Source organism: Mucilaginibacter sp. OK098, assembly GCF_900142915.1.
GTDB lineage: Bacteria > Bacteroidota > Bacteroidia > Sphingobacteriales > Sphingobacteriaceae > Mucilaginibacter.
This window is the reverse complement of sequence record NZ_FRCM01000009.1, coordinates 191,708-205,257: the sequence shown is the minus strand read 5'-3', so window position 1 is coordinate 205,257 and position 13,550 is coordinate 191,708. Positions and strand designations below refer to the sequence as shown.

10 protein-coding genes are annotated in these 13,550 nt (G+C 42.0%); 7 read left to right on the top strand and 3 right to left on the bottom strand.

Translation table 11 applies throughout. From position 1 onward, the window contains the following. Positions 1 to 287: 287 nt before the first annotated feature. Both BUE31_RS26840 and ffh read left to right on the top strand, forming a co-directional pair. Complete coding sequence (locus tag BUE31_RS26840) at positions 288 to 947, top strand: nitroreductase family protein (protein WP_073406949.1); 660 nt, start codon at positions 288 to 290, stop codon at positions 945 to 947. A gap of 166 nt (positions 948 to 1,113) precedes the next feature. Next, the gene (gene ffh / locus BUE31_RS26835; RefSeq protein WP_073406948.1) at positions 1,114 to 2,439 is read left to right on the top strand and encodes a signal recognition particle protein; all 1,326 of its coding nucleotides are present in this window, start codon (positions 1,114 to 1,116) and stop codon (positions 2,437 to 2,439) included. 116 nt (positions 2,440 to 2,555) lie between these two features. On the opposite strand, the gene BUE31_RS26830 is transcribed toward ffh, so the two are convergent. The 3 genes from BUE31_RS26830 to BUE31_RS26820 all read right to left on the bottom strand — a co-directional run bounded on the left by BUE31_RS26830 (position 2,556) and on the right by BUE31_RS26820 (position 6,692). Next, complete coding sequence (locus BUE31_RS26830; protein ID WP_073406947.1) at positions 2,556 to 3,755, bottom strand: DUF1501 domain-containing protein; 1,200 nt, start codon at positions 3,753 to 3,755, stop codon at positions 2,556 to 2,558. Between the two features lie 85 nt (positions 3,756 to 3,840). Next, positions 3,841 to 5,226 carry a DUF1800 domain-containing protein gene (locus BUE31_RS26825; RefSeq protein WP_073406946.1) on the bottom strand — a complete coding sequence of 462 codons (1,386 nt, stop codon included), beginning with the start codon at positions 5,224 to 5,226 and terminating at the stop codon, positions 3,841 to 3,843. An 86-nt stretch (positions 5,227 to 5,312) separates the two neighbouring features. Further along, positions 5,313 to 6,692: a DUF1800 domain-containing protein gene (locus tag BUE31_RS26820; protein WP_073406945.1), complete on the bottom strand. Its 1,380-nt coding sequence runs from the start codon at positions 6,690 to 6,692 to the stop codon at positions 5,313 to 5,315. A gap of 363 nt (positions 6,693 to 7,055) precedes the next feature. Here BUE31_RS26820 and BUE31_RS26815 point away from each other — a divergent pair, with 363 nt between their 5' ends. From BUE31_RS26815 to cysM, 5 genes are all read left to right on the top strand, one after another. Then, the gene (locus tag BUE31_RS26815; RefSeq protein ID WP_073406944.1) at positions 7,056 to 9,041 is read left to right on the top strand and encodes a DUF3857 domain-containing protein; all 1,986 of its coding nucleotides are present in this window, start codon (positions 7,056 to 7,058) and stop codon (positions 9,039 to 9,041) included. Positions 9,042 to 9,046: 5 nt separating this feature from the next. Further along, positions 9,047 to 10,987, top strand: coding sequence for a DUF3857 domain-containing protein (locus BUE31_RS26810; RefSeq protein ID WP_083620377.1), 1,941 nt, complete (start codon positions 9,047 to 9,049; stop codon positions 10,985 to 10,987). Positions 10,988 to 10,997: 10 nt separating this feature from the next. Continuing rightward, entirely contained in the window at positions 10,998 to 11,633 is a 636-nt protein-coding gene (gene aat / locus BUE31_RS26805; RefSeq protein WP_073406942.1) for a leucyl/phenylalanyl-tRNA--protein transferase, read from the top strand. Between the two features lie 208 nt (positions 11,634 to 11,841). Beyond that, positions 11,842 to 12,651, top strand: coding sequence for a serine O-acetyltransferase EpsC (gene epsC / locus BUE31_RS26800; RefSeq protein ID WP_073406941.1), 810 nt, complete (start codon positions 11,842 to 11,844; stop codon positions 12,649 to 12,651). 4 nt (positions 12,652 to 12,655) lie between these two features. Beyond that, entirely contained in the window at positions 12,656 to 13,528 is an 873-nt protein-coding gene (gene cysM, locus BUE31_RS26795) for a cysteine synthase CysM (protein WP_073406940.1), read from the top strand. Positions 13,529 to 13,550 lie beyond the last annotated feature (22 nt).

Here is a 13,550-nt window from a genome sequence, read left to right as displayed (position 1 = left end):
ACTTTAGCTTCGCACTTTTTTAAGTCCTCCCTACCGGGGAGGATTTAGGTGGGGCTATTAGACGAAGTTATGTGGCTAGTTATAGACCACATTCTCTTAACTTAATAGCATTGTGGATCATCTGCTGAGACAAAAAAAGGCACAGCATATAAGGAATTATTAACTTGCAACAAGTTGGAAAAACGGGATGGAAATTATTTTAAATCCCTCAAAAAGGTATGCGGCAGAACCAGGGTCAGCTCTAATGTTAGAGTTTGTAAATTAATAAAACGTACAGTACTGATTATATGAAAGCTAAATTTATACCCTATAACCGCCCGCTTTTGAAGGGCGAAGAGTTGTTGAAGGAAAGCATAAAGCATTATCACTTTATGGAGAGCAGAAGAACGGTTCGTGAGTTTTCGACCGAGCCGGTTTCGGTTGAGGTTATAGAAAACCTGGTAATGGCTGCTTCAACTGCTCCATCGGGTGCAAATAAACAACCCTGGACGTTTTGCATAGTCATCAACCCCGAATTGAAATCAAAGATAAGGGTTGAGGCTGAAAAGGAGGAGTATACCAATTATCATGGCCGCATGCCGCAGGAATGGCTGGATGATCTGAGCTATTTAGGAACCGACTGGCACAAACCTTTTTTAGAAGATGCCCCTGCTTTGATCATCGTATTTAAAAAATCGTATGATTTGGTTAACGGTAAAAAGAAAAACAACTATTACACAACTGAGTCGGTAGGGTTGGCTTGCGGTTACTTGCTCCAGGCTATCCATCAATGCGGTCTGGTTGCTTTAACGCATACCCCAAGCCCCATGAATTTTCTAATAAAAGTATTAAACCGGCCTGAAAATGAAAAGCCGTTTTTATTGATCCCGGTTGGTTACCCCGCTACTGACGTTATGGTGCCTGATATAAAAAGAAAAAGCAAAGAGGAAGTACTAGTTTATTATTAACGGGAATTCAAACACAAAGCTCAGGAATCAGGATAATAAAAGTGCTTATCGGTAAGTTTCTGCCACTTTTTTCCGGATCTTGTTTCTTACCATTTGATTCTGATTTTTCATTCATCCAATTTGTTTCAAAATCCTACCTTTGTATCCTCAAAATTAGATAAGTATAATGTTTGAAAATCTTTCGGATAAACTCGACAGAGCCTTTAAAGTATTAAAAGGACAGGGAACTATAACTGAAATAAACGTTGCCGAAACCATGAAGGAGATCCGCAAGGCCCTTCTGGATGCTGACGTTAACTATAAAACGGCTAAAACCTTTACTGATGAAGTAAGACAAAAAGCCATCGGTCAAAATGTATTGACCTCAATTTCTCCCGGCCAGTTGCTCACCAAGATCATGAACGATGAGCTTACCGAGCTGATGGGTGGCAGCACGGCAGAACTTAATCTTACAGCTAACCCTACCATTATATTAATTGCCGGTTTAAACGGCGCTGGTAAAACCACGTTTACAGGCAAGCTGGCCCATTACTTAAAAACCAGCAAAAACAAAAAAGTATTACTGGTTGCCGATGACGTTTACCGTCCGGCGGCTATTGAGCAGCTGCAGGTTTTAGGCCAGCAGATTGATGTACCGGTTTATGCTAACCTGGAGTCAAAAGATCCGATTGCTATTGCCCGTGAAGGTATCGCGTTAGCAAAACAAAACGGCAGTAATGTGGTGATAATTGATACCGCTGGTCGCTTGTCAATTGACGAGGCCATGATGGTGGAGATTGAAAATGTAAAAGCTGCCGTTAAGCCACAGGAAATTTTGTTTGTGGTTGATTCCATGACTGGCCAGGATGCTGTAAATACTGCTAAGGTATTTAATGATCGCCTGGATTTTACAGGCGTTGTATTAACCAAACTTGATGGCGATACCCGCGGTGGTGCGGCCCTTTCCATAAAATCGGTGGTTAATAAGCCGATCAAATTTATTGGTACCGGCGAAAAGATGGAAGCGCTTGACGTTTTCCACCCTGATCGTATGGCATCCAGGATCCTGGGCATGGGTGACGTGATCTCATTGGTTGAACGCGCGCAACAGCAGTTTGATGAAAAGGAGGCTGCCGAGCTTCAGAAGAAGATCCGCAAAAACAAGTTCGACTTTAACGACTTTTTCAGCCAGATCCAGCAGATCAAGAAAATGGGTAACATGAAAGACCTGATGGGCATGATCCCCGGCGTTGGCAAAATGATGAAGGATGTTGAGGTGGATGATAATGCCTTCAAAGCCATTGAGGCCATTATCCAATCAATGACGCCATACGAGAAAGGCAATCCCGACAGTATTAACCAAAGCCGCCGTAACCGGATAGCACAAGGCTCAGGCACTAACCTTACCGAAGTAAACCGCCTGATAAAACAGTTTGAAGATATGCGTAAGGTGATGAAGCAGATGAGCAATCCCGCAGCCATGGCTAACATGATGCGGAGAATGCCGAAGTAATTTCGGATTTCGGATGTTCGATTTCGGAATTTAGAATTTATGTATCGCCGAAGTAATTTGATGATGTGCTGATTTGAAGATTTGAAAATGAAAAGCATCATTTTCAAATCTTCAAATCAAATTACATCTAACCCTTTAAAGCCCTTCCCCAGTACCTGGCTATTATTTACATCAAGCCATTTATCGAGCAGGGTGGCATACACATCTCTAAAGTCTACCGCGTACTTCAAATCCCCGTTATCTAATTGAGCCAGGTCAGGCGCATCATTATAAATCCCCGCCTTTTTTAACTTGCCGCCAAACAGCAAGATGTTGTTGGCTGTACCGTGATCGGTGCCATTGCTGGCATTTTGCTCAACACGGCGGCCAAATTCCGAGAAGGTCATCACCAGGGTATCATCCAGCTTGCCTGATTGTTTCAGGTCATACATAAAGGCCGCCACAGCATCACCATAAATTTTTAATTGCCGCCCCTGCTGATTTTGCTGGCCTACATGGGTATCAAATCCGCTTAATGAAACATAGTAAACCCGGGTTTGCAGGCCGGAGTTTATAAATTTAGATACTGTTTTAAGCTGGTTACCCAGGCCTGTTAAAGGATATTCACAGGTAACATTATATGTTTTGGAAGTTTTTTGAATATAATTTGCAGACGAATAAGTTTCTATCATGGTTTTATACAGGTAACCCAAATTATCCTCATTCAGGTTGGTATCGCCATGATCATGCACCAGGTCTTTAAAAAATGGTTCGCGGGTGGTTTGATATAATTTGTTCGGGTCCTGTACGGCAATGCCTTTCATCTTTTCGCCCTTCATAGCAAGCGATAAGGTATCATCAACCTCAACAGCTGTGTAAGGATTTTTACAGCTTTGGCAATTTGAATCAAGGTATCGCCCTATCCATCCGGTTGTTAAAAACTGGTTAGCCTCGCTCCCGGTTTGCCAGATATCCATTGAGCGAAAATGTGACCTGTCGGGATTGGGGTAGCCAACGGAGTTTATTATGCTCATCCATCCCTGGTCGTAAATATCTTTTAATGCCGACAAATTAGGGTTCAGGCCCTGCATTTCATTCAGCTTAATAATATCAGGTTTATTTATGGCGATGGTTTTGCGTTTTTGATAATAAATATCATTGCCATAAGGGATAATGGTATTTAAACCATCATTACCGCCTGAAAGCTGAATAATAACCAGGTTTTTATACCCGCTAATGCTCCCCATGGCCATTGCCTCAAGCGGCTTCAAAAAAGATGGGATCAAAAATGCACCCGATGCAAGCGCTGTATTTTTTAAAAAATTTCTTCTGTCCATATAACCTCCTATCCCCTAAAGGGGGCATTTTTTGCAGTTAATTTATTCCTATCCGCTCCGTAGCTCCCCTTTAGGGGGCGGGGGCTTAACATAATTGATATTCAGGTGTTGATACTATTTGTATAATGCTTGTTTTCAGATCCGGCGCGGTGTTAACCTCATCGGTAACCGTTTTATTTAATGAGGGCTCCAGCATAAATTCAGCTACCTGTACCTTTGTCGCATCCTGCGGAATCTCCTGCATAAACTTATCCCAGTTGGGTTGCGCCTGTACCTTTTTTATAACATTCAATTGCTGCTTACGCACTGATGCAAGGTACGCTTCATCCTCCGGATTAGCTTTGCCTGTAAAATCAATATAGCCGGCATTTAAAATGGTTGACGGGATCTTCATCCTGTACATTAACGATGAGCTGTCTATCCAGTTTCTGCCTCCGGGCCAGCCGGCAACATTTGGGGGACGAAATAGTACTTGTCCAAGGGTCCGTTGAAATTGCAGCAGCACATCAGGGTTTTGATAGCTGATGTAAAATTGCCGGTTAAGGCCGGTTAACAATTCAACGGGCGATTTTACCAGGTTGCCTATATTCTTATCATCATAAAACCAATCGGAAAGGAATACAAACTCCAGCAGCGGTTTAATCTCATAGTTTGATTTGTAAAACACATCCGCCATTTGATTGATATGGGCATTATCCGGAATATCATTCACCAAATAGCGGTATAATTTAGTGCTGATAAATATTGCCGTTTGTTTGTTGGCCACTATTATATCAATAATATCTTCGCCGCAATAGTTGGCGGTATTGCCCATAAAAGTTTTCGGGCCATCATCATGTACCTTTGGCCTGAAAGCATAAGTTCCTGTTTTGCCATCATAGCTCCAGCCCGTAAATGACCGCGCCGACTCCTTAATATCATGCTCAGTATAATGCCCGCGACCAAGCGTAAAAAGCTCCATCAGTTCACGGGCAAAGTTCTCATTCGGGTGCCCTTTTTGGTTTTGCTGGTTATTTAAAAACTGCAGCATTGCCGGCGATTGTGAAACCTGCAGCAATAGCGTTTTAAAATTACCCAATGCGTTGGCCCGTTCAATATTATTAAGCTGCTGCTCGTAATAGGCGTTGCCTATATTACAGGCAAAATGATTATGCCAAAAAAGGGTCATCTTCTCCCGCAACTGCGCATCCGTTTCACCTAATTGTTTTATCCATGCATTATTCAGTGCTTTTTCCTGCTTATTACGCTCCTCCTGCACCATCTTTTTTTCCTCGTCGGTTTGTATTGCGGGATGAGGCCTGAGATCTATATTTTCGGTGAGCACATTTATGGGTTCCTGTTTTTCAGAAGCCTTGAAAAGTTTCCGCACTGATTTCTTTATCGACCAGTTTTGATGATCATGCAGGTCTTCAAAACGAATTCCGAAGCCCGCCCTTGCATACAAATGCTTAATATGTCTTGAATTATTCATTTTGCCCCCTAACCCCCTAAAGGGGGAATTTTTTATACTTAATATTTATTAAGGCCATCCCGGTTCCCCCTTCAGGGGGTTAGGGGCTAAGCCAATTGGTACTCCGGTGTTGAAACCAGTTCAACCACCATTGCTTTTATATCTGTTGCGCTGTTTATATTATTTATAAGTGTATTACTTAGTTTTGGTTCAAGCATAAATTGTGCTATATCAGTTTTTGATGCGTTTTTGGGAATATTTTTTAAATACCGGGGCCAATCCGGCTGCGTTTGCACCTTTGCGTTTACAAATTGCTGCTGATTGCGGATAGTGGCAATATAGGCCTCCTCTTCCGGGTCGGCTTTGCCATTAAAGTCAATCAAGCCTCCGTTTAGCAGGGTCGACGGGATCTTTAGCCTGAACATTAATGATGAGCTGTCAATCCAGTTGCGTCCACAGGGCCAGCCGGCTACATTGGGCGGATAAAATAATACCTGCCCAAGCGCCTTCTGAATTTGAAGCTGCACTTCGGGGCGTTGATAAGTAATATAAAATTGCCTGTTCAAACCAACCAAAAACTCAACCGGCGCTTTTACCAGGTTACCAATATTTTGCTCATCATAAAACCAGGGTGACGTAAAAACATAATCAAGCAGGGGTTTTATCTCATAATTATTGTGGTAAAACACATTGGCCATTGCAGTAACATGCGCAAGGTTGGGCGTTTCATTAACTAAATACTTATAAAGTTTGGTGCTTATGAATCTTGCCGTTTGCTTTTGTTCCAGCAGGCGGTTAATAATATCTTCGCCGGTTAAATTGCCGGTTTTGCCCATAAAGGTTTTTTGCCAGGCATCATGCAAAAAGGGACGCATAATAAATTCGCCGGTTTTGCTAAAGCCCCAGCCGGTGAATGCCCGTGCCGATTCTTTAACATCCTGTTCGGTATAATTGCCGCGGCCTATGGTAAAAAGCTCCATCAGCTCGCGCGCAAAGTTTTCATTGGGGCGTCCTTTATGGTTTTGCTGATTATTTAAAAACTGCAGCATAGCCGGAGATTTGGATACTTCCAGCAAAAGATCACGAAAGTTACCCAAAGCATGGCTGCGCTGAATATTGTTTAGTTGCTGTGCAAAAAGGGAATCTTTAGTGCGGCAGGCGAAGTGGTTATGCCAAAACAGGGTCATCTTCTCACGCAATACAGCATCTGTAGTGCTCATTCTGTTCATCCAGGCTTCATTCAGCTCTTTTTCCTCTTGCCTTTGCTGTTGTAAAAATTGCTTTTTGGCGCCCTTATCACCCTTAACAAGCATGGCATAATCAGTATTGCCTTGTACGCTGGTAATTGGCTCGTTATTTTCAGAGGAGTTGAAAAGTGAGGCTACAGCCTGTTTCACAGATAAATTTCCGGCAGACGCTCTATCTTCAAAACGCAAACCAAAACCGGCCCGCGCATATAAATGCTTTATCTGCTTTACATTATCCATAATAAGGGTATATATGCTATGACCCTTGTTTTTGCAGATGGTTTAACCAATTTATTATTAACTTATTTTAATAGTTAAAATATGATTACATTCGGGTTACAAACCCTGTTAATTGAAAATACTATTTGTGCTCTTATTGCTGTGTTGTGCGGTAATAAGCCAGAAAGGGCAAACCCAAACTTATGACATGATCGGCACTGCCGACCTGAAGTTAACCCCCTGCGATTTTGAAAGGAAAATTAATGCCGCTATATTATTTAATAATACGGTGCCTCCAATCATTATATATCTCAACTATTCATAAAAACCTAATAAGCAACACATCAACCTAACTATTATATTACCATACCCAATTATATCACAATGAATAAATTTTTACCCGTATTTGTGCTTTGCGCACTTTGTTTTTCTGTTAAAGCACAAACGCCTGCGGCAACAGTCACAACAACCCAGCCATTCGGCAAAATTGATAATGCCGACCTTGAGCTTAAAGCCTGCGATTTTGAAAAGGATGCTAATGCGGAAGTGCTTTTTGAAAAGGGCAATGTTTATTTTGGTGCTGATCTGCTAACAATTACCGAAGAGATCCATAAACGGGTTAAGATCTTTAATGACAATGGAAAGAGTGAAGCTGATGTACACTTAAAGTTCTACAGCGGCGACCGCCTTGAATATATTACCGGGATCCAGGCTGAAACGATTAACCTTGTTGGCGGCAAACCAGAGATCATCAAACTTGATAAAAAGCTAATCTATACAAAAATTATTGATAAACGCTGGAGTGAAGTAAGCTTCACCCTGCCAAATGTAAAGCCGGGCTGTGTAATAGAGTATAAGTATAATTTAAATGCTAACTCGTTTACCGATTTTCCCGACTGGGACTTCCAGGAAAAAATACCGGTGCGGTACAGTGAGCTCAAAACTTCAATACCTGATGTTTTTTATTTCAGAGCCAATACGCACATTACTGCGCCACTGGCTACACGTAGCAACACAACTGACAGCAGGAGTTTGTTGGACGGAAGCCAGACCTACTCGTATAATGTTGAAAACGATGTGCGGGGAATTGCCAATATTCATTCATTGCCCGACGAGCCTTTTATGTCATCATACCATGACAATGTACAAGCTATCCGTTTTCAGCTGGTATCCATAAAGCCGATGGGAGGATTTGTAAAATCACTTTCCGATACCTGGGCTAAAGTTGGCGGCAGACTTATTGATGATGAAGATTTTGGTGGTCAGCTTAAAAGAAAGGTAAACGGTGAAGAAGTTATTATAACAAAAGCCAAAGCCATAAAATCAACCGATGAAAGAATAGCCTATCTTTTTAACGCGGTAAAAACTGCTATGAAATGGAACGGGGATGACAGATGGTACACGAATGACGGAACCTATCGTGCCTGGGAAAATAAAACAGGTAACTCAACCGAGATCAATCTTATACTTTACCACTTGCTAAAACAATCGGGCATTGAAGCGTATCCAATGGTGGTAAGCACGCGTCAGCATGGCAAGGTACAGCCTTTTTATACCTCATTGGTTCAGTTTAACCGGGGGGTAGTTTATATACCTGTTGATACGGTAACAAATTATATACTTGATGCTACAGGCAAATACAATATGTATAATGAAACACCCGAAGAACTGCTTAACTCATCCGGACTGTATATTGATAAGGCAAAAAACATATATGATATGGTGCTTTTGAAAAAGGCAGCGCCTGCCCGCGAATCAGTGTTTATAACTGCGGACATTAAAGCCGGTGGAAAGCTGGAAGGCACCGCCCAGATAAGCAGCAGCAGCTACAACAAAATTAATGCGGTTGAACGCTACAAAAAGGATGGCGAAAAAAAGTATATCGATTTTTTGCGAAATGATGACAACAACTTAAAAGTTGCTTCGCTTAAGATCGAAAACATGGAGGTGGATTCGCTGCCGCTAATGCAAAAGCTTGACTTTAACCTGGAGCTTGCTGGATCAGACGAAACGTACATCTACCTTAACCCAAACCTGTTCACTCCACTAAAATTAAATCCGTTTTTAAGCGAAAACCGGATGACAGATATTGACTTTGGCTATAGCCGCAACTATTCAATAAACGGCATTTACAAGATACCGGCAGGTTATAAGGCCGACGCATTACCAAAAAGCATTAGCATGACGATGCCCGATAAAAGCTTTGGCTTTAAACGAATAATAGCGGAGCAGGATGGCTCAATAATAGTGCGTTACAGCGTTAGCTATAACGTGGCCGAGTACTCCAAAGAAAGTTATGCAGACTTTTTTGCCTTTTTTAAGAAAATGCATGAAATGCTGAATGAAGTAATTGTTTTGAAGAAATCGTAAATAAAATGAGTGTTTATAAATGTTTGAAAGGCCTGATCTGCGTCGCATTTACTTCTTTTTTGACGATGGCGGCAGCTTACGGACAGGAAAAAGAGATCCCCAAAGAACTATATGTAGCATCAGGTATTCCTGATTCATTAAGAGAAGATGCCAACTCGGTGGTGCGATACAGTATGCAAGATGTGACTGTTAAAAGCCCCAGCCATTTTGTTATGAAAATACATACCATAGTTACTATCTTGAATGAAAAAGCGAACCGCGAGGCCAGGACCAACCTGCCTTATAACAAGAAGTACAGTGCTGTAAGTTCATTTGAAATGATTATTTACGATGCTACGGGTAAGCAATTAAAAAAATATCATAAAAGTGATATGTATGAGCATGCCACTGACGACGATGCAACGCTTGTTTCTGATGAACGGTCAATGTATATAAGCCATACGGTTGTCAATTACCCAACCACAGTTGAAATGGTATTTGAGTTAGATAACAATAGTTCAATTAATATTGATAATTGGCAAATTCAGCAATCCGAACAATCCGTACAAAATTCATATTACCGGCTTTCAATAAGCACTGATGCCGGCTTTCGCTTCCAGGCAAGGAATACATCTATTAAGCCTCAAAAAAACAATGCTGATAAAACAGATACCTATATATGGCATGCTTCAAATTTAAAGGCAATAAAGCCGGAAAAAGGATCAATGTGGTGGAAGGTTTTCCCCGGGATATATTTTGCTGCGAATCAGTTTGAGTTTTATGGCGTACCGGGTGATTTTAAGACCTGGCAAAACTATGGTAATTGGCAAAGGGCATTAAACGCAGATGTTTGTTCTTTGAGCCCGCAACGTGAAGCAGAGATAAGGAAAATGACTGACAGTATTAAAACGGATAAGGGGAAAGCTGCGTTTTTATATAAATATATGCAGCAAAACATGCGATACGTAAGTATACAATTAGGAATTGGCGGTTTAAAGCCTTTCCCGGCAACCTTTGTTGATCAAAAAAAATATGGCGATTGTAAGGCGCTTTCCAATTATATGAGCGCACTGCTTAAAGCGGTAAATATTCCCTCCTATTACGCAATGATCAATGCAGAGTCAGACCGGGAGCCGGCAGATCCCTCATTTCCCTACGATCCCTTTAACCATGTAATATTATGCATACCATTTAAGGGAGACACTACCTGGTTAGAATGTACCAGCAATAAGCAGCCATTTGGAAAGCTTGGTATTGCTACAGAAAACCGGACGGCTTTACTTATTACCGAAACCGGGGGCAGATTGGTTAATACACCGCGCAGCTCTATTGAAGACAACCAGTTTAACAGCGAGGTGCACATTACCCTTGATGCTGATGGCGGGGCAAAAGCAAAAGTTAAAATTTTAGGAACAGGAGAGTACCGGTCTGAGTATTTTGGTGTAGAATCTTTAAAAGCTGATGAACAAAAGGAGTTTTTTCAGCGGGTACTTAATATAAAACAACCCACCGTCTTTGAAATTAAACCATCCGTAGATAAGGATGGCGTTAAAGAATTGAATATGGAGCTGGAATATGATAAATTTTGTGATGTGGCAGCAGGGGACAAGCAGTTTTACCGCCCAAAAGTATTTGACTTGTGGGGAGTAACGGTACCTGTATTGGATAAAAGAAAATCAGATTACTACTTTGAGCACCCGATGCAAAAATCGTGTATAACCACAATAGACCTTCCTGCAGGTTTTGAAGTGGAAACCCTGCCGGCAAACCAAAGCTTAAAATTTACATATGGTACTTATGAAATAAATTACACATACGATGCTACGAAGAACCAGGTTACCAGCAAGGCAAACTTTAAGTTAACCAACCAGGTTATCCCGGCTGCAAAATATACCGAGTTACAGCAATACATGGATGCTGTTGTTAAAGCGCAAAATAAAAAGCTGGTGATAAAACATAAGGCATAAATTTGCCCTGATGATATTCAGGCTTGATGAACGTATACTGTTTCCCGATCCGGAGCTTGCCGAAGAGGATGGGCTTTTAGCTGTAGGCGGCGATCTGTGTACAGATCGTTTGCTGCTGGCCTATCAAAGCGGCATCTTCCCGTGGTATAGTGATGATGAACCTATCCTGTGGTTTTCGCCGCATGAAAGGTTTGTGCTTTATCCTGAAGAGCTGAAGATCTCCAAATCTATGCGGCGGGTTTTAAATTCAGGAATGTTTAAGGTTACTACTGATCAATGCTTTGAAAAAGTAATAGCAGCCTGCTCCCAAATGGAACGCGAAGGACAGGAGGGCACCTGGATAACAGCCGATATGCAGGCGGCTTATATTGAGCTTCACCAAAAAGGTTATGCGCATTCGGTAGAAGTATGGCTGGATGATAATTTGGCGGGCGGGTTGTATGGCGTGCAGGTTGGCCGTGTTTTTTGCGGCGAAAGCATGTTCAGCCTGGTGAGCAACGCTTCAAAAACTGCACTTATTTATTTGTGCAGCAGCGGTTTATTTAGTTTGATAGATTGCCAGGTACATACTGATCACTTAGCATCAATGGGGGCAAGGATGATTAGCAGGGCAGCGTATTTGACGATGCTGGAAAACGCCGTTTAATTGGATAAAATATATTAAAAACAAGCTTGTTGCTATTGGATTATAGCAATCCTGAGAGGCTTCAACAGCGTCTGCGTAACTTTTTACAAATCAACAACATTATTTTACATAAACTTGTAGCTATAAGTCAAAACCTTTATTTGTTAACAATAATTACAATTACCGACTTAGAGCAATAAACTTTTGACTAAAGACTTTAATTCATAAGATGGACGAGCAATTTTACAGGCAATTATTTGATAAACACCAGCATGTTGAGGCAGTGCCGTCTAACAGGGAAATTACCGCCTGGGCCTTGCAGCTTATCCGTTTATTATTTCCGGAACAATCCAAACAGGAGTTTAATGGGGTAGACCAACTAAAGGCCGAGTTTAAGAAACTTGAAAATGAGCTTTGCCTGGTAATGGATGCTACTAAAGCCTGTGAAAACTGCAATAATGAACAACTGTCGCGATCTGTTTTTGAACAGCTGCCTTTATTGTACCAGTTGCTGAATACCGATATCCGCGAGATTTTTGAAGGCGACCCTGCTGCCCGTACTGAATTTGAAGTGATAAGGACATATCCCGGCTTTTTTGCTATATCATTCTACCGCCTTGCCCATATTTTATACAAGCATAATGTGCCATTGCTGCCCCGAATATTAACGGAATATGCCCACTCAAAAACCGGGATTGATATTCACCCGGCTGCTGAGATTGGCGAATATTTTCATATAGACCATGGCACAGGCATTGTTATAGGCGAAAGCTGCATAATTGGCAAGCATGTAAAACTGTACCAGGGGGTTACTTTAGGCGCTTTAAGTGTTGCAAAAAACATGGCGAATACCAAAAGGCACCCTACGGTTGAAGACCATGTGGTGATCTATTCGGGCGCTACTATACTTGGCGGGGAAACGGTTATAGGGCATCACAGCGTAATTGGTGGTAATGTTTGGCTCACCAAAAGCGTTAGGCCCAATTCAACGGTTTATCATAAGCCGGCACTCATCGTACTAAACAAAAATAAAGATTGAAATTATGGCTGGTATAATTGATCTGATAGGCAATACGCCTATGGCCGAAATAAAAAGACTGAATCCCAACCCTAACGTTCGCATTTTTGCAAAATTGGAAGGGAATAATCCCGGGGGAAGTGTAAAAGACAGGGCCGCGCTTAATATGATAAGAAGCGCTTTGGAACGCGGCGATATAAAAAAAGGCACCAAATTGGTTGAAGCTACCAGCGGTAATACCGGGATAGCATTAGCTATGATAGCCAGTTTGTTTGGGTTGGAAATTGAACTGGTAATGCCATCAAACTCCACCCGCGAGCGCACGCTTACCATGGAGGCTTTTGGCGCTAAAGTAACCTTGCTTGAAGGCATTGAGCTTTGCCGTGATTATGCCGAAGAAAAAGGCGCCGGCGGCGAATACTTTTTACTAAACCAGTTTGCCAACCCCGATAATTATATGGCACACTACAAAACTACCGGACCCGAGATTTGGCGCGATACGGAAGGGCAGATCACCCATTTTGTAAGCGCAATGGGAACCACCGGCACCATTATGGGTAATTCAAGATATTTTAAAGATATAAACCCGGCTATCCGGATAATAGGCTGCCAACCAACGGAAGGATCATCTATCCCGGGCATCAGGCGCTGGCCGGTAGAGTACCTGCCTAAAATATTTGAACCTGAACGTGTAGACAGGGTAATAGACATATCTGAAGCAGAATCTGTAATAATGGCCCGCAAGCTGGCAAAAGAAGAAGGTATTTTTGCAGGAATGAGCAGCGGCGGCGCAATGGCTGCGGCTATAAAAGTTGCACAAGAGCTAACCGAAGGCACCATTGTATTTATTTGCTGCGATAGAGGAGACAGGTATTTAAGCAGTGCATTGTTTGGGTAGCAGACCGGCCTCCTCCAATCTT

Excerpts from the sequence above, each read along its gene's own strand:
- BUE31_RS26810 (WP_083620377.1), top strand. The coding sequence starts at position 9,047 with ATGAGTGTTTATAAATGTTTGAAAGGCCTGATCTGCGTCGCATTTACT.
- BUE31_RS26830 (WP_073406947.1), bottom strand. The coding sequence starts at position 3,755 with ATGGACAGAAGAAATTTTTTAAAAAATACAGCGCTTGCATCGGGTGCA.
- BUE31_RS26840 (WP_073406949.1), top strand. The coding sequence starts at position 288 with ATGAAAGCTAAATTTATACCCTATAACCGCCCGCTTTTGAAGGGCGAA.
- ffh (WP_073406948.1), top strand. The coding sequence starts at position 1,114 with ATGTTTGAAAATCTTTCGGATAAACTCGACAGAGCCTTTAAAGTATTA.
- epsC (WP_073406941.1), top strand. The coding sequence starts at position 11,842 with ATGGACGAGCAATTTTACAGGCAATTATTTGATAAACACCAGCATGTT.
- aat (WP_073406942.1), top strand. The coding sequence starts at position 10,998 with ATGATATTCAGGCTTGATGAACGTATACTGTTTCCCGATCCGGAGCTT.
- cysM (WP_073406940.1), top strand. The coding sequence starts at position 12,656 with ATGGCTGGTATAATTGATCTGATAGGCAATACGCCTATGGCCGAAATA.
- BUE31_RS26815 (WP_073406944.1), top strand. The coding sequence starts at position 7,056 with ATGAATAAATTTTTACCCGTATTTGTGCTTTGCGCACTTTGTTTTTCT.
- BUE31_RS26825 (WP_073406946.1), bottom strand. The coding sequence starts at position 5,226 with ATGAATAATTCAAGACATATTAAGCATTTGTATGCAAGGGCGGGCTTC.
- BUE31_RS26820 (WP_073406945.1), bottom strand. The coding sequence starts at position 6,692 with ATGGATAATGTAAAGCAGATAAAGCATTTATATGCGCGGGCCGGTTTT.